We start from the raw sequence: 18,278 nt of genomic DNA, 5'->3' as shown, positions 1-18,278 counted from the left end.
AAGCTCTATAGGTAGGCGGCGTGGGCTGCGTCCAGGCTGCCCTGGGCACGCAGAATCAGCTCGCAGAATTCGCGGGCGGCACCTTCGCCGCCTCGTGCCTGGGTTACCCCGTGGGCGTGTTCACGGACAAAGCTCGCGGCGTTGGCCACGGCCATGCCCAAACCTACCCGGCGGATAACCGGCAAGTCCGGCAAGTCATCGCCCAGGTAGGCAACCTGTTCATAGCTTAGGTTGAGTTGGCCAAGAAGCTCGTCCAGTACCACCAATTTGTCTTCACGACCCTGGTACAGGTACGGGATGCCCAGGTTTTGCGCACGACGTTCGACCACCGGGGTTTTGCGGCCGCTGATGATTGCCGTTTGCACACCGGCGGCCATCAGCATCTTGATGCCCTGGCCGTCGAGGGTGTTGAAGGTCTTGAATTCGCTGCCATCTTCGAGGAAGTACAGGCGACCGTCGGTCAACACGCCATCAACGTCGAAAATGGCCAGCTTGATGCCCTTGCCGCGCTTGAGAAGTTCCTGGGTCATTACATTACTCCTGCGCGTAGCAGATCGTGCATGTTCAGGGCGCCCACCGGGCGGTCCTGCTTGTCGACCACCACCAGCGCGCTGATTTTGTGGTCTTCCATGATTTTAAGGGCTTCAGCCGCCAGCATGTCGGCGCGGGCGGTTTTGCCGTGCGGGGTCATGACCGTGTCGATGGTGGCGTTGCGGATATCGATTTCGCGGTCCAGGGTGCGACGCAGGTCGCCGTCGGTAAAGATCCCTGCCAGGCGTCCGTCTTCTTCTATGACCACGGTCATGCCCAGGCCCTTGTGGGTCATTTCCATCAGCGCTTCTTTAAGCAGTGTGCCGCGCACCACTTGTGGCAGCTCATCGCCGGAATGCATGACGTTTTCCACTTTCAGCAGCAGCCGACGGCCCAGTGCACCACCCGGGTGGGAGAAGGCGAAGTCTTCAGCGGTAAAACCGCGGGCTTCGAGCAGGGCGATGGCCAATGCATCGCCCAGCACCAGGGTGGCGGTGGTGGAGGAAGTCGGTGCCAGGTTCAGCGGGCAGGCTTCCTGGGCCACGCGGGCATCCAGGCTGACATCGGCGGCCTTGGCCAGCGGCGACTCGGGGTTGCCGGTCATGCTGATCAACTTGATGCCCAGGCGCTTGATCAGTGGCAGCAGGGTGACGATTTCGGCGGTGGAACCGGAGTTGGACAGCGCGAGGATGATGTCATCGCGGGTAATCATGCCCATGTCGCCGTGGCTGGCTTCTGCCGGGTGAACAAAAAAAGCCGTGGTGCCGGTGCTGGCCAGGGTGGCGGCAATCTTGTTGCCGATATGTCCTGACTTGCCCATGCCGACCACGACCACCCGGCCTTTACTGGCCAGAATCATCTCGCAAGCGCGTACGAAATCTGCGTCGATATGCGACAGCAAGCCCTCTACGGCTTCCAGTTCGAGGCGGATGGTGCGTTGGGCGGATTGGATCAGGTCGCTGGATTGGCTCATGGTTGAAGTCGGGTAGCCTGAGAAAAGGCAAGGATTATAGCGGTTATGTAGGATTCCCTCACGCATGATCGCTGTGCTTTATGGTCTGTGTTTGCAAAGTGCTCGTGTGTTTGCAGAAAAAACCGCTTTATTTCTCTGTACTGAGACTTAACCGGCACTCCTTCGGTCTTGGGCGGTCACTATGAGCAGTGGTATAGTTCGCCGCCAGTTCGGCCCGCCAGGGAACGCGTGCTTCTTCACAAGAAGTTTGGTGTCCGGGTGAGAGGCAGAGGCTGCATCGCAAGGAGTTTAGATGAGCGCCGATAACGCCTACGCGGTCGAGCTGAAGGGAGTGTCCTTCAAGCGCGGCACGCGCAGCATCTTCAATAATGTCGATATTCGTATCCCGCGTGGCAAGGTCACGGGGATCATGGGCCCGTCGGGCTGCGGCAAGACCACACTTTTGCGCCTTATGGGCATGCAACTGCGTCCCAGCAGCGGTGAAGTGTGGGTCAACAATCAAAACCTGCCGGCCCTGTCGCGCAGTGATTTGTTTGATGCCCGCAAGCATATGGGCGTGTTGTTTCAGAGCGGTGCGCTGTTTACCGATCTGGACGTGTTCGAGAACGTTGCTTTCCCGCTGCGGGTGCATACCGAGCTGCCGGAAGAAATGATCCGTGACATCGTGCTGCTTAAATTGCAGGCGGTGGGCTTGCGCGGGGCCATCGACCTGATGCCCGACGAGTTGTCCGGCGGCATGAAGCGCCGGGTGGCACTGGCGCGGGCGATTGCCCTGGATCCGCAGATCCTGATGTATGACGAGCCCTTTGTGGGCCAGGACCCGATTGCAATGGGGGTGCTGGTACGCCTGATTCGTCTGCTCAACGATGCGCTGGGCATTACCAGTATCGTGGTTTCTCACGATCTGGCTGAAACCGCGAGCATTGCCGACTATCTGTATGTGGTGGGTGATGGTCAGGTGCTGGGGCAGGGCACGCCTGAAGAATTGATGAACGCCGATAACCCGCGCATTCGCCAGTTCATGACCGGCGATCCGGATGGCCCGGTTCCGTTTCACTTTCCGGCGTCGGACTACCGAACCGATCTACTGGGGAAGCGCTGATGCGCAAGATTTCATTAATGGACCGTATCGGCCTGTTCGGCCGGGCCGGGATCGATACCGTGGCGGTACTGGGGCGCTCGGCAGTGTTCCTGTTTCATGCCCTGCTGGGGCGTGGCGGTATCGGCGGCGGGTTTGGCTTGCTGATCAAGCAGCTGCACTCCGTGGGCGTCATGTCGCTGGTGATTATCGTCGTGTCCGGCATATTTATCGGCATGGTGCTGGCCTTGCAGGGCTTCAGCATCCTGTCCAGCTATGGTTCCGAACAGGCCGTGGGGCAGATGGTGGCCCTGACCCTGTTGCGCGAGCTGGGGCCGGTGGTGACCGCCTTGCTGTTCGCCGGGCGCGCGGGGTCGGCGCTAACTGCCGAAATCGGCAACATGAAGTCGACCGAGCAGTTGTCCAGTCTGGAAATGATCGGTGTCGACCCGCTCAAGTACATCATCGGGCCACGGTTGTGGGCCGGTTTCATTTCCCTGCCCGTGCTGGCAATGATTTTCAGCGTGGTCGGGATCTGGGGTGGTTCGTGGGTGGCTGTGGACTGGCTGGGCGTCTATGACGGTTCCTACTGGGCCAATATGCAAAACAGCGTAACCTTCAGTGGTGACGTCGTTAACGGGATCATCAAAAGCATCGTCTTTGCCTTTGTGGTGACCTGGATTGCCGTGTTTCAAGGTTATGACTGTGAGCCCACTTCAGAGGGGATCAGCCGTGCCACTACCAAGACCGTGGTGTATGCCTCACTGGCAGTCCTCGGGCTGGACTTTATTTTGACCGCCTTGATGTTTGGAGATTTCTGATGCAAAACCGCACCATGGAAATCGGTGTCGGCCTGTTCCTGCTGGCTGGCATCCTGGCTTTGCTGTTGCTTGCCCTGCGGGTCAGCGGGCTGTCCCCGACGGCGAGCACCGACACCTACAAGCTCTATGCCAATTTCGACAATATTGCCGGCCTGACCGTGCGCGCCAAGGTCACTATGGCTGGCGTGACCATCGGCAAGGTGACGGCAATCGACCTGGACCGTGACAACTACATGGCCCGCGTCACATTGCAGCTCGAAAAAGCGGTGGATAACCTGCCTGTGGATTCGACAGCGTCTATTCTCACAGCTGGCCTGCTGGGCGAGAAGTACATCGGCATCAGCGTGGGTGGCGAAGACGCCATCCTCAAGGATGGTGGCACCATTCACGACACGCAGTCGTCGCTGGTCCTTGAAGACCTGATCGGCAAATTCCTGCTCAATACCGTTAGCAAAGACGCCAAATAAGGAGCTTTTAGATGATTTCTCTCTTGCGCCGTGGCCTGCTGGTAATACTGGCCGCAGCCCTGCCTCTGGTGGCGAATGCCGCGCCGGGGCAGTCGGCCCATGACATCGTTTCAGATACCACGACCCGCTTGCTGGCCGACCTTGCGGCCAACAAGGAGCAATACAAGCAAAGCCCGAGCAAGTTCTACGATGCCCTGAACGAAATCGTCGGCCCTGCGGTAGATGTCGATGGCATCTCCAAAAGCATCATGACGGTCAAGTACTCGCGCAATGCAACGCCTGCCCAGATGCAGCGCTTTCAAGAGAACTTCAAGCGCAGCCTGATGCAGTTCTATGGCAATGCCTTGCTTGAGTTCAAGAACCAGGGCATCACCGTTGGCCCGGCCAAGGACGAAAGCGGCGATCGCACCAGTGTCGACATGACCGTCAAGGGTGACAACGGCGCCATTTACCCGCTGTCCTATACCCTTAACAAGGTCAACGGCGAGTGGAAAGTGCGCAACGTGATCATCAATGGCATCAATATCGGCAAGCTGTTCCGTGATCAGTTCGCCGATGCCATGCAGCGCAACGGCAACAACCTGGACAAAACCATCGACAACTGGGCGGGTGAAGTGGCCAAGGCCAAGCAGACCACTGATGCGGCTTCGCCCAAGGCAGCTGCGCAATGAGTGAAGCGGCCATCACCCTGGCCGGCGAGAGCGAGTTGCGCCTCAGTGGCGTGCTCGATTATCAGACTGGCCCGCGCTTGCGCACAGAAGGCCAGGCCCTGATCAACAAAGCCCTGGCCAAAGAGCTGGTGGTTGATTGCTCGGGCGTCACCAAATCCAGCAGTGTCGGTTTGTCGCTGCTGCTGTGTTATATCCGTGATGCCCAGGCCCTGAACAAGCCATTGAGCATTCGTGCCATGCCCGAAGACATGCGTGAAATCGCCCAGGTCTCGGGTGTGACCGAGCTGCTGGCACATCATTAATCGCCACTTACACAAAGCCCCCCCGTCAGAGTCCTGTTATGCGGGGTTCGCAGGCGCGGGGCTTTTTTGTATGATGGCCGACCCGCGCGCGTTAGGCGCCGATTGAGGTTGAGCATGCAGGCCGTAGAAGTGAAGAGCTTTCTTGAGGGAAAGCTGCCTGGTACCCAGGTAGAAGTTGAGGGCGAAGGCTGCAACTTTCAGCTGAACGTGATTAGTGACGAACTGGTGGCCTTGAGCCCGGTTAAACGTCAACAAAGCATCTATGCCCATTTGAACCCGTGGATCGCTGATGGCAGCATCCATGCGGTCACTATGAAATTCTTCAGCAGCGCGGCCTGGGCCGAGCGCACCTGAGCCCCCTGAGCCCATTGGCGTCGAGATTGTTATGGATAAATTGATTATTACCGGCGGTGCCCGTCTTGATGGCGAAATCCGCATTTCCGGGGCGAAGAACTCCGCCCTGCCGATCCTGGCAGCGACCTTGCTGTGCAACGGCCCGGTGACTGTAGCCAACCTGCCGCACTTGCATGACATCACCACCATGATCGAACTGTTCGGTCGCATGGGCATTGAGCCGGTGATCGATGAAAAGCTCAGCGTCGAAATCAACCCGAATACCATCAAGACCCTGGTAGCGCCGTACGAACTGGTGAAAACCATGCGTGCGTCGATCCTGGTGCTGGGCCCGATGGTTGCGCGCTTCGGTTATGCCGAAGTTGCCCTGCCAGGCGGTTGCGCCATCGGTTCGCGCCCGGTTGACCTGCACATCCGCGGCCTTGAAGCCATGGGCGCAGTGATCGACGTCGAAGGTGGCTATATCAAGGCCAAGGCGCCAGAAGGCGGCCTGCACGGTGCCAACTTCTTCTTCGATACCGTCAGTGTGACCGGTACCGAAAACATCATGATGGCTGCAGCGCTGGCCAATGGCCGCAGCGTCTTGCAGAACTCTGCACGCGAGCCTGAAGTCGTTGACCTGGCCAACTTCCTGAACGCCATGGGCGCCAAGGTCAGCGGTGCCGGCACCGATACCATCACCATCGATGGCGTCAAAGAGCTGCATCCGGCGACCTACCGCGTCATGCCGGACCGTATTGAAACCGGTACTTACCTGGTTGCAGCTGCCGTGACCGGCGGCCGTGTGAAGGTCAAGGACACGGATCCGACCATCCTTGAAGCCGTACTGGAAAAACTCAAGGAAGCGGGTGCAGAAATCACCACGGGTGAAGACTGGATCGAGCTGAACATGCACGGCAAGCGCCCGAAAGCGGTGAACGTGCGTACCGCTCCGTACCCGGCGTTCCCGACCGACATGCAGGCGCAGTTCATCTCGCTCAACGCCATTGCCGAAGGCACCGGTGCCGTGATCGAGACGATCTTCGAAAACCGCTTCATGCACGTCTACGAGCTGCACCGCATGGGCGCCAAGATCCAGGTCGAAGGCAACACTGCCATCGTCACTGGCACCGAGACCCTCAAGGGCGCGCCAGTCATGGCCACCGACCTGCGTGCTTCGGCCAGCCTGGTGATTTCGGCCCTGGTGGCTGAAGGCGATACCCTGATCGACCGCATCTACCACATCGACCGTGGTTACGAGTGCATCGAAGAAAAACTGCAAATGCTGGGTGCCAAAATCCGCCGCGTTCCGGGCTAGTTTTTGCTGTTTGGCATCATGGGCACAGGGATAGTGTCCAGCCGCCAGGTGACGTAACGGCTTGCAAGCGTTACCTTACCTGGCCTCGAATCGTTCAAGTCGAGCCTGATATCAGGCTCGATGCTTGTCCGGCGCCGATTGCGCACGGGCAAAAGTACCCTGATAAGGACTTACGTTTCCCATGTTGACCATTGCACTGTCCAAGGGCCGTATCCTGGACGACACCCTGCCGCTTCTGGCTGAAGCAGGCATTGTGCCGACCGAGAATCCGGACAAAAGCCGCAAGCTGATCATCCCGACCTCTCAGCCGGATGTACGCCTGCTGATCGTTCGTGCCACCGACGTGCCGACTTACGTTGAGCATGGTGCCGCCGACCTCGGTGTAGCTGGTAAAGACGTGCTGATGGAGTACGGTGGCCAGGGCCTGTACGAGCCGCTGGACCTTCAGATTGCCCAGTGCAAGCTGATGACTGCCGGTGCCATCGGTGTTGCCGAACCCAAGGGCCGCCTGCGCGTGGCCACCAAGTTCGTCAATGTCGCCAAGCGCTACTATGCCGAACAAGGCCGTCAGGTCGATATCATCAAGCTGTACGGCTCGATGGAGCTGGCGCCACTGATTGGCCTGGCCGACAAGATCATTGACGTGGTCGACACCGGCAACACCTTGCGCGCCAATGGCCTGGAACCCCAGGAATTCATTGCCGCCATCAGCTCCCGCCTGGTGGTTAACAAGGCTTCGATGAAAATGCAGCACGCCCGTATTCAAGCCCTGATCGATACCCTGCGCAAAGCAGTGGAATCTCGACACCGCGGCTGACTCACCTGCGCGGCTTCTTGCCGCGCCCATCTATCCGCGTAATAGCCAGAAATCTCAGGTACCCACGCGGATGGCTTGGTAGTCTTGTGGTGCCTGAGCTGTGCAAAACCCCTATTCCAAGCATTCGCCCATTACCGAGGCCCTCGCTATGACCGCTCCCACTGCAATTCGCCGACTCAACGCTGCTGACCCGGACTTCGCGCAGCATCTGGATCATCTGCTGAGCTGGGAAAGTGTGTCTGACGACTCGGTCAACCAGCGTGTGCTCGACATCATCAAGGCCGTGCGCGAGCGCGGGGATGCCGCCCTGGTCGAATTCACCCAGCGCTTCGACGGCCTTGAAGTGGCCTCGATGGCTGACCTGATCCTGCCGCGCGAGCGCCTGGAACTGGCCCTGACCCGTATCACTGCGCCACAGCGTGAAGCCCTGGAAACAGCGGCACAGCGTGTGCGCAGCTACCACGAAAAACAGAAACAGGACTCCTGGAGCTACACCGAAGCTGATGGCACGGTGCTAGGCCAGAAAGTCACGCCACTGGATCGCGCCGGTCTGTATGTACCGGGTGGCAAGGCGTCGTACCCGTCGTCGGTGCTGATGAACGCGATTCCGGCCAAGGTTGCCGGCGTGACCGAAGTGGTGATGGTCGTGCCGACCCCGCGCGGTGAAATCAATGAGCTGGTGCTGGCTGCCGCCTGCATCGCGGGTGTTGACCGGGTGTTCACCATCGGCGGCGCACAAGCGGTTGCAGCACTGGCCTATGGCACCGAAAGCGTGCCTAAAGTCGACAAGGTGGTTGGCCCGGGCAATATCTATGTTGCCACCGCCAAGCGCCATGTGTTTGGCCAGGTGGGTATCGACATGATCGCCGGCCCTTCGGAGATTCTTGTGGTGTGCGACGGCCACACCGACCCGGACTGGATTGCCATGGACCTGTTCTCCCAGGCCGAGCACGACGAAGACGCGCAGGCGATTCTGGTCAGCCCTGACGCCGAATTCCTCGACAAGGTAGCGGCCAGCATCGCCAAACTGCTGCCGACCATGGAGCGGGCCGAAATCATTGAAACCTCGATCAATGGTCGCGGCGCGCTGATTCTGGTCAACGACATGCAGCAGGCTATCGACGTCGCCAACCGCATTGCCCCGGAACACCTGGAGCTGTCGGTGGCTGACCCGCAGGCCTGGTTGCCGCAGATCCGCCACGCCGGCGCGATCTTTATGGGCCGTCACACCTCCGAGGCGCTGGGCGACTACTGCGCAGGCCCTAACCATGTATTGCCGACGTCCGGTACGGCGCGCTTTTCGTCGCCGCTGGGGGTGTATGACTTCCAGAAGCGCTCCTCGATCATTTTCTGCTCCGAGCAGGGTGCTTCCGAACTGGGCAAAACCGCTTCGATTCTCGCCCGTGGCGAGTCGCTGACCGGTCACGCCCGCAGTGCCGAATACCGCATCCTCGCCGACAAACAGGGGCAATAAGCATGAGCAAGTTCTGGAGTCCATTCGTAAAAGAGCTGGTGCCTTATGTGCCGGGTGAGCAACCGAAGCTGACTAAACTGGTCAAGCTCAACACCAACGAAAACCCCTACGGGCCTTCGCCTAAAGCGCTGGCAGCGATGCAGGCCGAGATCAATGACAACCTGCGTCTGTACCCGGACCCCAACAGCGACCTGCTCAAGCAGGCGGTGGCCGAGTACTACGGTGTGCAGACCGATCAGGTGTTCCTGGGCAACGGTTCGGATGAAGTGCTGGCCCATGTGTTCAACGGCCTGTTCCAGCACGACAAGCCGCTGCTGTTCCCGGATATCAGCTACAGCTTCTATCCGGTTTACTGCGGCTTGTACGGCATCAAATTTGATGCCGTGCCGCTGGATGAGCAGTTCCAGATCCAGCCTGCAGACTATGCCCGGGCCAATGGCGGGATCATCTTCCCGAACCCCAACGCCCCGACGGGTTGCCTGCTGGCGCTGGACGCCATCGAGCAGATCCTCAAGGCCAACCCTGATTCAGTGGTGGTCGTGGATGAAGCGTATATCGACTTTGGCGGCGAGACCGCCATCAGCCTGGTGGATCGCTACCCCAACCTGCTGGTGACCCAGACCCTGTCCAAGTCACGCTCCCTGGCCGGTTTGCGGGTCGGCCTGGCGGTGGGCCACCCGGATCTGATCGAAGCGCTGGAGCGGATCAAGAACAGCTTCAACTCCTACCCGCTGGACCGCATCGCCATTGCTGGCGCGGCGGCGGCGTTTACCGATCGTGAGTACTTTGAGCACACCTGCCAGTTGGTGATCGACAGCCGTGAACAGGTGATCGGGCAATTGCAGGCGTTGGGTTTTGAAGTGCTGCCGTCGGCGGCGAACTTTATCTTCGTCCGTCACCCGGAGCACGATGCGGCGGCGCTGGCGGCCAAGTTGCGCGAGCAGGGCGTGATTGTGCGTCACTTCAAGCAACTGCGCATTGCCCAGTTCCTGCGCATCAGCATCGGCACGCCGGAGCAGAATGCGGCGTTGATTGAAGGGTTGTCGGATATCGAATAGAGGTTGACCACAGCTGTTGTGGGAGCGGGCTTGCTCGCGATGCAGGCGCCGCGGTAGCTCAGGCAAACCGCGGCGATACCCTCGCGAGCAAGCCCGCTCCCACATCAGGTGGGGAGGGCGCGCTGCTTACTCATCCTGCTGCGGCGGCTGCTCTTGCGGCGGTCGCAGGCCCACTGCGGCGGTGAGCTTGAGCTCTTTGCCGTTGCGCATGACCTGGATCGTGATCTTGTCCGAAGGCTTGATCCTTGCCACCTGGTTCATCGAGCGACGACCATCGCTGGCAGGCTCGCCATCAATGCTCAGAATCACGTCCCCCAGTTGCAAACCGGCTTTTTGCGCCGGGCCATCACGGAAAATCCCCGCCACCACAATCCCCGGGCGACCGCTCAGGCCAAACGATTCGGCCAGTTCCTGGGTCAACGGCTGCACCTCGATCCCCAGCCAGCCGCGAATCACCTGGCCGTGCTCGATAATCGACTTCATGACTTCCATGGCCAGGTTGATCGGAATCGCAAAGCCGATGCCCTGCGAACCACCGGACTTGGAGAAGATTGCGGTGTTGATCCCGGTCAGGTTGCCGTTGGCATCCACCAGCGCGCCGCCCGAGTTGCCAGGGTTGATCGCGGCATCGGTCTGGATAAAGTCTTCGTAGTTGTTCAGGCCCAACTGGTTGCGCCCGGTGGCGCTGATGATGCCCATGGTGGTGGTCTGGCCCACGCCAAACGGGTTGCCGATCGCCAGGGCGATATCACCGATGCGCAAGGTGTCCGAACGACCAATGGTGATGGCCGGCAAGTTCTTCAGGTCGATCTTCAGTACCGCGAGGTCGGTTTCCGGGTCGCTGCCGATGACCCGGGCGTGGGTTTCACGACCGTCCTTGAGCGCTACTACAATCTGGTCGGCCCCCGCGACCACATGGTTGTTGGTCAGCAAATAGCCTTCCGGGCTCATCAGCACCGCCGAACCCAGGCTGGACTCCATACGACGCTGTTTAGGCTCGTTGTTGCCGAAAAAGTGACGGAACTGCGGGTCTTCAAACAGGGGGCGGGCGTTTTTGTTCACCACCTTGGTGGTGTACAGGTTGGCCACGGCTGGCGCGGCACGCACCACGGCGTCGGCATAAGTCACCGGGCCCTGCTGCACGTAACTGGTTTGCGGGGCTTGTTGCAGATTGACGTCCAGGCTCGGCAGCCCAACCCATTGCGGGTAACGCTGAATAATCAGCAAAGCGATAAGCACGCCAGCCAGCAGTGGCCAGCCAAAGAAACGCAAAGCCTTAAACATTGAACTCAGTCCTGAAGGTTGCAGAGCCATTCTGACGGCCCATAATGGCGCCATTATACGAGGGCCGCCCGGCTCTGAACGCTATATTTAGGAGTCTTTTATGGCTGTCGCCTTGAGCACGCTGGTAGAAGAAGCAAATCGTTACCTCAACAGTGCCGCCATCAGTGATTATTGCCCCAATGGCCTGCAGGTCGAAGGTCGCCCGCAGGTGATGCGTATCGTCAGTGGCGTGACCGCCAGCCAGGCCTTGCTGGATGCTGCCGTCGAGGCCCAGGCTGATCTGATACTGGTGCACCACGGTTATTTCTGGAAGGGCGAAGACCCTTGCGTCACCGGCATGAAACAGCGCCGCCTGAAAACCCTGCTCAAGCACGATATCAGCCTGCTGGCCTATCACTTGCCTTTGGACCTGCACCCTGAAGTGGGTAACAACGTGCAATTGGCCCGGCAGCTGGACATCACCGTCGAAGGCCCGCTGGAACCGGGCAATCCGAAAGTGGTGGGGCTGGTGGGCTCTTTGGCCGAGCCGATGACGGCTCGCGATTTTGCTCGCCGTGTGCAAGAGGCGCTGGGGCGCGAGCCGTTGCTGATTGAAGGCAGCGAGATGATCCGCCGCGTGGGCTGGTGTACCGGAGGCGGGCAGGGTTATATCGACCAGGCGGTATTGGCCGGGGTTGACCTGTATTTGAGCGGCGAGGCCAGCGAGCAAACGTTCCATAGTGCCCGCGAAAACGACATCAGCTTTATTGCCGCCGGCCATCACGCCACTGAGCGTTATGGTGTGCAGGCCCTGGGTGATTACCTGGCACGGCGATTTGCCCTGGAGCATCTGTTTATCGATTGCCCGAATCCGATTTGAACCCACCTTACTCCTCTCTGTGGGAGCGGGCTTGCTCGCGATGCAGGCAACGCGGTTTGCCTGCATCTGTGCGGCGCATTCATCGCGAGCAAGCCCGCTCCCACAGGGCTTGATCGCCAAACTCCGGGATCTATTCTTAGACCTTTTCGATCTAGTTGGCGCCATCTATAGAAGAGGGCGCTGTGCTAGCATTCGAGCCTCGAACACGGCCCGCAGGCCGTTCATAAGATAGCTTTCGTGAGTAGCCATGGTCGACAAACTGACGCACCTGAAACAGCTGGAGGCGGAAAGCATCCACATCATCCGCGAGGTGGCCGCCGAGTTCGATAACCCGGTGATGCTGTACTCGATCGGTAAAGATTCCGCCGTGATGCTGCACCTTGCACGCAAGGCGTTTTTCCCTGGCAAGCTGCCGTTTCCGGTGATGCATGTCGATACCCAGTGGAAATTCCAGGAGATGTACCGCTTTCGCGACAAGATGGTTGCCGAGCTGGGCCTGGACCTGATCACTCACGTCAACCCGGACGGCGTGGCGCAAGGGATCAACCCCTTCACCCACGGCAGCGCCAAGCACACCGACATCATGAAAACCGAGGGCCTGAAGCAGGCTCTGGACAAATACGGCTTCGATGCAGCCTTTGGTGGCGCGCGTCGCGACGAAGAGAAATCCCGGGCCAAAGAGCGCGTGTACTCCTTCCGTGACAGCAAGCACCGCTGGGACCCGAAAAACCAGCGCCCCGAGTTGTGGAACGTCTACAACGGTAACGTCAACAAGGGCGAATCCATCCGTGTGTTCCCGTTGTCGAACTGGACCGAGCTGGACATCTGGCAGTACATCTACCTCGAAGGCATCCCGATCGTGCCGCTGTACTTCGCTGCCGAGCGCGACGTGATCGAGAAGAACGGCACGCTGATCATGATCGACGACGAGCGTATCCTTGAGCACCTGTCTGACGAAGACAAGGCGCGCATCGTCAAGAAAAAGGTCCGCTTCCGTACCCTGGGCTGCTACCCGCTGACCGGTGCGGTGGAGTCCGAGGCTGAAACCCTGACCGACATCATCCAGGAAATGCTCCTGACGCGAACTTCCGAGCGCCAGGGCCGAGTCATCGATCACGATGGCGCCGGCTCAATGGAAGATAAAAAACGTCAAGGTTATTTCTAAGGGGTTGTCATGTCGCACCAATCTGATTTGATCAGCGAGGACATCCTCGCCTACCTGGGCCAGCACGAACGCAAAGAAATGCTGCGCTTCCTGACCTGCGGCAACGTCGACGACGGCAAGAGCACCCTGATCGGGCGCCTGCTGCACGACTCCAAGATGATCTACGAAGACCATCTGGAAGCCATTACCCGCGACTCGAAAAAAAGCGGTACCACGGGCGACGATATCGACCTGGCGTTGCTGGTGGACGGTCTGCAAGCCGAGCGCGAGCAGGGCATCACCATCGACGTGGCGTATCGCTATTTTTCTACCGCCAAGCGCAAATTCATCATCGCCGATACCCCTGGCCATGAGCAGTACACCCGCAACATGGCCACCGGTGCGTCCACCTGTGACCTGGCGATCATTTTGGTGGATGCCCGTTACGGCGTGCAGACCCAGACCCGTCGCCACAGCTTTATTGCCTCGTTGCTGGGCATCAAGCATATCGTTGTGGCCATCAACAAGATGGACCTCAAGGGTTTCGACGAAGGTGTGTTCGAGTCGATCAAGGCCGACTACCTGAAGTTCGCCGAAGGCTTGAAAATGAAGCCTACCAGCCTGCATTTTGTGCCGATGTCCGCCCTTAAAGGCGACAACGTGGTGAACAAGTCCGAGCGCTCGCCGTGGTACACCGGCCAGTCGCTGATGGAAATCCTCGAAACCGTGGAAGTGGCGGCCGACCGCAACCTCACCGACTTGCGCTTCCCGGTGCAGTACGTGAACCGTCCGAACCTGAACTTCCGTGGTTTTGCCGGCACCCTGGCCAGCGGTATCGTGCACAAGGGCGATGAAATCGTCGTATTGCCGTCGGGCAAGAGCAGCCGGGTCAAATCCATCGTCACCTTTGAAGGTGAGCTGGAACACGCCGGCCCGGGCCAGGCGGTCACCCTGACCATGGAAGACGAGATCGACATCTCCCGTGGCGACCTGCTGGTGCATGCCGACAACGTGCCGCTGGTGACCGACAACTTCGAAGCCATGCTGGTGTGGATGGCGGAAGAGCCGATGCTGCCGGGCAAGAAGTACGACATCAAGCGCGCGACCAGCTATGTGCCGGGTTCGATTGCCAGCATCGTCAACAAGGTCGATGTGAACACCCTGGAAGAAGGCCCGGCCAGCGCCTTGCAACTGAACGAGATCGGCAAGGTCAAGATCAGCCTCGACGCACCGATCGCCCTGGACGGTTACGCCAGCAACCGCACCACCGGTTCGTTCATCATCATCGACCGCCTGACCAATGGCACCGTGGGTGCAGGCATGATCGTGGCCCAGCCGTTGAGTCATGGCAGTGCGACCCATCACGGCAAATTGGCCCATGTGACCGTCGAAGAGCGTGCCCAGCGCTTTGGCCAACAGCCGGCCACTGTGTTGTTCAGCGGCTTGTCTGGCGCCGGCAAGAGCACCCTGGCCTACGCGGTTGAGCGCAAGCTGTTCGATATGGGCCGTGCGGTATTCGTGCTGGATGGCCAGAACCTGCGCCATGACCTGAACAAGGGATTGCCGCAGGACCGTGCCGGGCGCACGGAAAACTGGCGCCGTGCTGCGCATGTGGCACGTCAGTTCAACGAAGCGGGCTTGCTGACATTGGCCGCGTTCGTGGCCCCGGATGCTGAAGGCCGTGAACAGGCCAAGGCACTGATTGGCAGCGATCGGCTGATCACCGTGTATGTGCAGGCATCCCCGGCCGTATGCGCCGAGCGTGATCCGCAAGGGCTTTACGCGGCGGGTGGCGACAACATCCCGGGTGAGTCTTTCCCGTATGACGTGCCGTTGGATGCCGACCTGGTGGTCGACACGCAAACGCTGTCACTGGAAGAAAGCGTCAAGCAAGTGCTGGACCTGTTGCGTCAACGCGGCGCAATTTAAGCCGCACTAAAAAGCCCGCCACCGAGTGATCGGTGGCGGGCTTTTTTGTGCATGACAAACGCCAAACATGCTCTTGTGGGAGCGGGCTTGCTCGCGATGCAGGCGCCCCGGTATGACGGTTTACCGAGTTGATATCATCGCGAGCAAGCCCGCTCCCACAGGATCAAGGGGAGCATCAAGTCTTGGGGTAGTCTCGATGCAATTGCTCCAGCAAGCGGTCCTTGTCTTCCCAGAGCTGGTTGATCCAGCTCTGGAACGCCAGGCGGTACTCTGGGTCCTGATCGTAGTTTTTACCCAGGAATTCCTCGGGTATCTGCAGTTCTTCAAACACCACGACCACGTCTTTCACATTGCCGCACAACAGGTCCCAGTAACCCGGACGCCCGCCGGGATAGTGGATGGTGACGTTGACAATCGACTTCAGCTGTTCGCCCATCGCGTCCAGCACAAAGGCGATACCACCGGCCTTGGGCTTGAGCAGGTAGCGAAACGGCGAGTTCTGTTGCGCATGCTTGGCCTCGGTAAAGCGCGTGCCTTCGACGAAGTTGAAGATGCCCACCGACTGGTTCTTGAACTTGGCGCAGGTCTTGCGCGTGGTTGCCAGGTCAGCGCCTTTTTTCTCCGGGTGTTTGGCCAGGTACGCCTTGGAGTAACGCTTCATGAACGGAAAGCCCAGCGCCCACCACGCCAGGCCGATCACTGGCACCCAGATCAGCTCTTGCTTGAGGAAGAATTTCAGCGGGCGGATGCGTTTGTTGAGCACATATTGCAGCACCATGATGTCAACCCAGCTCTGGTGGTTGCTGGTCACCAGGTAGGAGTGCTCATAGTCCAGGCCTTCAAGGCCCTTGATATGCCAGCGGGTCTTGCGCAGCAGATCCATCCAGCGATTGTTGTTGCCGACCCAGGCTTCGTGGATACGGCGCATCAATTCGTCGGTTACCCGCTGCGCCGCCGGGAAGGGCAGGCACAGTTTGAAAATCGCGACGATAAACAGCGGCGTGCAACACACGATGGTGTTGATCGCCAGTAGCAGTGAAGCGATGACGCCGCGTATCGGCGCAGGCAGGAAGTCCAGCATTTACACATCCATAGGTCGGTTGGCGGCTTGAATCGCCGTAAGGGCGATGGTGTAGACGATGTCGTCCACTTGCGCGCCGCGGGGCAGATCGTTTACCGGCTTGCGCAGGCCTTGCAGCATCGGCCCCAGGCTGACGCAATCGGCGCTGCGTTGCACGGCTTTGTGGGTGGTGTTGCCGGTGTTGAGGTCGGGGAAGACAAATACCGTGGCCCGTCCCGCCACCTGGCTATTGGGGGCCAGTTGCCTGGCTACGGCTTCGTTGGCAGCCGCGTCATATTGCAACGGGCCGTCGATCAGCAGCGCATGCTGCGCTTCATGGGCCAGCAGGGTGGCTTCGCGGACTTTTTCGACTTCTTCACCGCTGGCCGACTCGCCGCTGGAGTAGCTGATCATCGCCACCCGCGGGGTGATGCCGAACGCAGCGGCAGAGTCGGCGCTTTGCAGGGCGATTTCAGCCAGCTCGGTGGCGCTGGGGTGCGGGTTCATTACGCAGTCGCCGTACACCAGCACCTGCTCGGGGAACAGCATAAAGAACACCGACGACACCAGGGTGCAGCCCGGCGCGGTCTTGATCAGCTGCAGGGCAGGGCGGATGGTGTTGGCGGTGGAGTGGATCACTCCGGATACCAGACCGTCGACCTCGTCCAGTGCCAGCATCATGGTGCCGATCACCACCGGGTCTTCCAGTTGCTGCTCGGCCATCGGCGCGTTGAGGCTCTTGGTCTTGCGCAAGGCCACCATCGGCTCGACATAGCGACCGCGGATCAGGTCGGGGTCGAGGATTTCCAGGCCTTCGGGCAGTTCGAAGCCGTGGGCCTTGGCCACTGCCTGGACTTCTTCGGGCTTGGCCAGCAATACACAACGGGCGATACCGCGGGCCTGGCAAATGGCCGCAGCCTGTACGGTCAGGGGTTCGCTGCCTTCTGGCAGGACAATGCGCTTGTTGGCCTGCTGGGCGCGCTGGATTAGCTGATAGCGAAACACTGCAGGGGTGAGGCGCATTTCGCGGGGGGTACCGCAACGCTGGTGCAGCCAGTGGGCATCGAGGTGGCTGGCGACGAAATCAGTGATGATCTCTGCACGTTCGCGGTCATCGATGGGGATTTCCTTGTTCAGGCCATTGAGACGGTTGGCGGTGTCGTATGAACCAGTGCTCACCGACAGTACCGGCAACCCGGCTTGCAGGGCCCCCCGGCACAGTTCCATCAGGCGCGGGTCGGGCTGGGTGTCACTGGTCAGCAGCAGGCCCGCCAGCGGTACGCCGTTCATGGCCGCGAGGCTGACGGCGAGGATGATGTCGTCGCGATCCCCGGGGGTCACCACCAGCACGCCCGGCTTGAGCAACTGCAGGGTGTTGAGCACGGTGCGCGCACACAGGATGATTTTCGACATGCGCCGGGTTTCATAATCCCCGGCATTGAGCACCTGGGCCCCCAGCAATTCGGCCACGTCGCGGGTGCGTGGAGCGTTCAGTTCGGGCTGAAAGGGAATGCAGCCCAGCAACTTGAAATCACCACTGCGCAGCAACGGCGAATGCTCCTTGAGGCGTGCCGAGAACGCTTCCATGCTTTCGTCGGTGCGCACCTTGTTGAGGATCACGCCCAGCACTTTCGGGTCTTTTGGCCCGCCAAACAGCTGGGCCTGCAATTCGACCCGGCCCGACAGCTCGGTGAGCACTTCGTTTTCCGGGGCCGAGACCAGGATCACTTCGGCATCCAGGCTCTTGGCCAAGTGCAGGTTGACCCGTGCCGCGTAACTGGCGGTGCGGGTGGGCACCATGCCTTCGACAATCAGCACGTCCTTGCCGACGGCGGCCTGCTGGTAAAGGTTGATGATCTCTTCGAGCAATTCATCGAGCTGGCCGTCACCCAGCATGCGTTCGACATGGGCCAGGCCCAGCGGGGTGGGCGGCTTGAGGCCGTGGGTGCGGGCCACCAGTTCGGTGGAGCGCTCAGGGCCGAGGTCGCCGGGGTGCGGCTGGGCAATGGGCTTGAAAAAACCGACTTTCAACCCGGCGCGCTCCAGGGTGCGGACCAGGCCCAGGCTAATGGAGGTCAGCCCCACACCAAAATCGGTGGGTGCGATAAAGAAAGTTTGCATGCGAGCTTCCTGACGTGGCAGTGCAAGGGCACCCCCCT

The 18,278-nt window shown here is 60.0% G+C and carries 18 protein-coding genes; 13 read left to right on the top strand and 5 right to left on the bottom strand.

Annotated elements, in window-relative coordinates:
• Positions 1–5: 5 nt before the first annotated feature.
• Positions 6–530, bottom strand: coding sequence for an HAD family hydrolase (locus tag AB3G35_RS22525; protein WP_016781801.1), 525 nt, complete (start codon positions 528–530; stop codon positions 6–8).
• Positions 530–1,504 carry a KpsF/GutQ family sugar-phosphate isomerase gene (locus AB3G35_RS22520; RefSeq protein ID WP_016781802.1) on the bottom strand — a complete coding sequence of 325 codons (975 nt, stop codon included), beginning with the start codon at positions 1,502–1,504 and terminating at the stop codon, positions 530–532. The genes AB3G35_RS22525 and AB3G35_RS22520 overlap by 1 nt, the downstream gene beginning before the upstream one ends.
• Before the next feature lie 292 nt (positions 1,505–1,796).
• On the opposite strand from AB3G35_RS22520, the gene AB3G35_RS22515 reads away from it, so the two are divergent.
• From AB3G35_RS22515 to hisC, 10 genes are all read left to right on the top strand, one after another.
• The gene (locus tag AB3G35_RS22515; RefSeq protein WP_016781803.1) at positions 1,797–2,606 is read left to right on the top strand and encodes an ATP-binding cassette domain-containing protein; all 810 of its coding nucleotides are present in this window, start codon (positions 1,797–1,799) and stop codon (positions 2,604–2,606) included.
• Complete coding sequence (gene mlaE, locus AB3G35_RS22510; RefSeq protein WP_029611534.1) at positions 2,606–3,403, top strand: lipid asymmetry maintenance ABC transporter permease subunit MlaE; 798 nt, start codon at positions 2,606–2,608, stop codon at positions 3,401–3,403. Before AB3G35_RS22515 ends, mlaE begins: the two co-directional genes overlap by 1 nt.
• Positions 3,403–3,870 (top strand): outer membrane lipid asymmetry maintenance protein MlaD, encoded by a 468-nt coding sequence (gene mlaD, locus AB3G35_RS22505; RefSeq protein ID WP_016781805.1) that lies wholly within the window; start codon positions 3,403–3,405, stop codon positions 3,868–3,870. Before mlaE ends, mlaD begins: the two co-directional genes overlap by 1 nt.
• A gap of 11 nt (positions 3,871–3,881) precedes the next feature.
• Positions 3,882–4,541, top strand: coding sequence for a phospholipid-binding protein MlaC (locus tag AB3G35_RS22500; protein ID WP_016781806.1), 660 nt, complete (start codon positions 3,882–3,884; stop codon positions 4,539–4,541).
• A complete protein-coding gene (locus AB3G35_RS22495) occupies positions 4,538–4,843 on the top strand; it encodes a lipid asymmetry maintenance protein MlaB (protein WP_016781807.1) in 306 nt (101 codons plus the stop codon). The genes AB3G35_RS22500 and AB3G35_RS22495 overlap by 4 nt, the downstream gene beginning before the upstream one ends.
• A gap of 114 nt (positions 4,844–4,957) precedes the next feature.
• Complete coding sequence (locus tag AB3G35_RS22490; protein ID WP_003439919.1) at positions 4,958–5,197, top strand: BolA family protein; 240 nt, start codon at positions 4,958–4,960, stop codon at positions 5,195–5,197.
• A 31-nt stretch (positions 5,198–5,228) separates the two neighbouring features.
• A complete protein-coding gene (murA, locus tag AB3G35_RS22485) occupies positions 5,229–6,494 on the top strand; it encodes a UDP-N-acetylglucosamine 1-carboxyvinyltransferase (protein ID WP_016781808.1) in 1,266 nt (421 codons plus the stop codon).
• Positions 6,495–6,675: 181 nt separating this feature from the next.
• On the top strand, positions 6,676–7,311 hold the full coding sequence (hisG, locus tag AB3G35_RS22480) for an ATP phosphoribosyltransferase (protein ID WP_016781809.1): 636 nt from the start codon (positions 6,676–6,678) through the stop codon (positions 7,309–7,311).
• Between the two features lie 148 nt (positions 7,312–7,459).
• Positions 7,460–8,785, top strand: a complete 1,326-nt coding sequence (gene hisD / locus AB3G35_RS22475; protein ID WP_106115787.1) for a histidinol dehydrogenase — start codon at positions 7,460–7,462, stop codon at positions 8,783–8,785.
• Between the two features lie 2 nt (positions 8,786–8,787).
• Positions 8,788–9,843, top strand: coding sequence for a histidinol-phosphate transaminase (gene hisC / locus AB3G35_RS22470; protein WP_106115786.1), 1,056 nt, complete (start codon positions 8,788–8,790; stop codon positions 9,841–9,843).
• Between the two features lie 126 nt (positions 9,844–9,969).
• Here the strand turns inward: hisC and algW are convergent, their stop codons facing one another.
• On the bottom strand, positions 9,970–11,127 hold the full coding sequence (algW, locus tag AB3G35_RS22465; RefSeq protein WP_083369628.1) for a Do family serine endopeptidase AlgW: 1,158 nt from the start codon (positions 11,125–11,127) through the stop codon (positions 9,970–9,972).
• A 100-nt stretch (positions 11,128–11,227) separates the two neighbouring features.
• Between algW and AB3G35_RS22460 the strand changes: the two genes are divergently transcribed.
• From AB3G35_RS22460 to cysN, 3 genes are all read left to right on the top strand, one after another.
• Entirely contained in the window at positions 11,228–11,986 is a 759-nt protein-coding gene (locus tag AB3G35_RS22460; protein WP_083369627.1) for a Nif3-like dinuclear metal center hexameric protein, read from the top strand.
• A 247-nt stretch (positions 11,987–12,233) separates the two neighbouring features.
• Positions 12,234–13,151: a sulfate adenylyltransferase subunit CysD gene (gene cysD / locus AB3G35_RS22455; protein ID WP_003439932.1), complete on the top strand. Its 918-nt coding sequence runs from the start codon at positions 12,234–12,236 to the stop codon at positions 13,149–13,151.
• 9 nt (positions 13,152–13,160) lie between these two features.
• Positions 13,161–15,059, top strand: coding sequence for a sulfate adenylyltransferase subunit CysN (gene cysN, locus AB3G35_RS22450; protein WP_083369626.1), 1,899 nt, complete (start codon positions 13,161–13,163; stop codon positions 15,057–15,059).
• A 175-nt stretch (positions 15,060–15,234) separates the two neighbouring features.
• Here the strand turns inward: cysN and AB3G35_RS22445 are convergent, their stop codons facing one another.
• Positions 15,235–16,140, bottom strand: a complete 906-nt coding sequence (locus tag AB3G35_RS22445) for an acyltransferase (protein ID WP_088378110.1) — start codon at positions 16,138–16,140, stop codon at positions 15,235–15,237.
• Positions 16,141–18,240 carry a phosphate acetyltransferase gene (gene pta, locus AB3G35_RS22440; protein WP_016781815.1) on the bottom strand — a complete coding sequence of 700 codons (2,100 nt, stop codon included), beginning with the start codon at positions 18,238–18,240 and terminating at the stop codon, positions 16,141–16,143.
• Positions 18,241–18,278: the final 38 nt, after the last annotated feature.

The organism is Pseudomonas sp. WC2401 (assembly GCF_041200115.1).
GTDB lineage: Bacteria > Pseudomonadota > Gammaproteobacteria > Pseudomonadales > Pseudomonadaceae > Aquipseudomonas > Aquipseudomonas fragi.
The sequence above is the reverse complement of the archived record's forward strand: the minus strand, read 5'-3'. Positions and strand labels throughout refer to the sequence as shown.

Excerpts from the sequence above, each read along its gene's own strand:
- AB3G35_RS22525 (WP_016781801.1), bottom strand. The coding sequence starts at position 530 with ATGACCCAGGAACTTCTCAAGCGCGGCAAGGGCATCAAGCTGGCCATT.
- AB3G35_RS22520 (WP_016781802.1), bottom strand. The coding sequence starts at position 1,504 with ATGAGCCAATCCAGCGACCTGATCCAATCCGCCCAACGCACCATCCGC.
- AB3G35_RS22515 (WP_016781803.1), top strand. The coding sequence starts at position 1,797 with ATGAGCGCCGATAACGCCTACGCGGTCGAGCTGAAGGGAGTGTCCTTC.
- mlaE (WP_029611534.1), top strand. The coding sequence starts at position 2,606 with ATGCGCAAGATTTCATTAATGGACCGTATCGGCCTGTTCGGCCGGGCC.
- mlaD (WP_016781805.1), top strand. The coding sequence starts at position 3,403 with ATGCAAAACCGCACCATGGAAATCGGTGTCGGCCTGTTCCTGCTGGCT.
- AB3G35_RS22500 (WP_016781806.1), top strand. The coding sequence starts at position 3,882 with ATGATTTCTCTCTTGCGCCGTGGCCTGCTGGTAATACTGGCCGCAGCC.
- AB3G35_RS22495 (WP_016781807.1), top strand. The coding sequence starts at position 4,538 with ATGAGTGAAGCGGCCATCACCCTGGCCGGCGAGAGCGAGTTGCGCCTC.
- AB3G35_RS22490 (WP_003439919.1), top strand. The coding sequence starts at position 4,958 with ATGCAGGCCGTAGAAGTGAAGAGCTTTCTTGAGGGAAAGCTGCCTGGT.
- murA (WP_016781808.1), top strand. The coding sequence starts at position 5,229 with ATGGATAAATTGATTATTACCGGCGGTGCCCGTCTTGATGGCGAAATC.
- hisG (WP_016781809.1), top strand. The coding sequence starts at position 6,676 with ATGTTGACCATTGCACTGTCCAAGGGCCGTATCCTGGACGACACCCTG.
- hisD (WP_106115787.1), top strand. The coding sequence starts at position 7,460 with ATGACCGCTCCCACTGCAATTCGCCGACTCAACGCTGCTGACCCGGAC.
- hisC (WP_106115786.1), top strand. The coding sequence starts at position 8,788 with ATGAGCAAGTTCTGGAGTCCATTCGTAAAAGAGCTGGTGCCTTATGTG.
- algW (WP_083369628.1), bottom strand. The coding sequence starts at position 11,127 with ATGTTTAAGGCTTTGCGTTTCTTTGGCTGGCCACTGCTGGCTGGCGTG.
- AB3G35_RS22460 (WP_083369627.1), top strand. The coding sequence starts at position 11,228 with ATGGCTGTCGCCTTGAGCACGCTGGTAGAAGAAGCAAATCGTTACCTC.
- cysD (WP_003439932.1), top strand. The coding sequence starts at position 12,234 with ATGGTCGACAAACTGACGCACCTGAAACAGCTGGAGGCGGAAAGCATC.
- cysN (WP_083369626.1), top strand. The coding sequence starts at position 13,161 with ATGTCGCACCAATCTGATTTGATCAGCGAGGACATCCTCGCCTACCTG.
- AB3G35_RS22445 (WP_088378110.1), bottom strand. The coding sequence starts at position 16,140 with ATGCTGGACTTCCTGCCTGCGCCGATACGCGGCGTCATCGCTTCACTG.
- pta (WP_016781815.1), bottom strand. The coding sequence starts at position 18,240 with ATGCAAACTTTCTTTATCGCACCCACCGATTTTGGTGTGGGGCTGACC.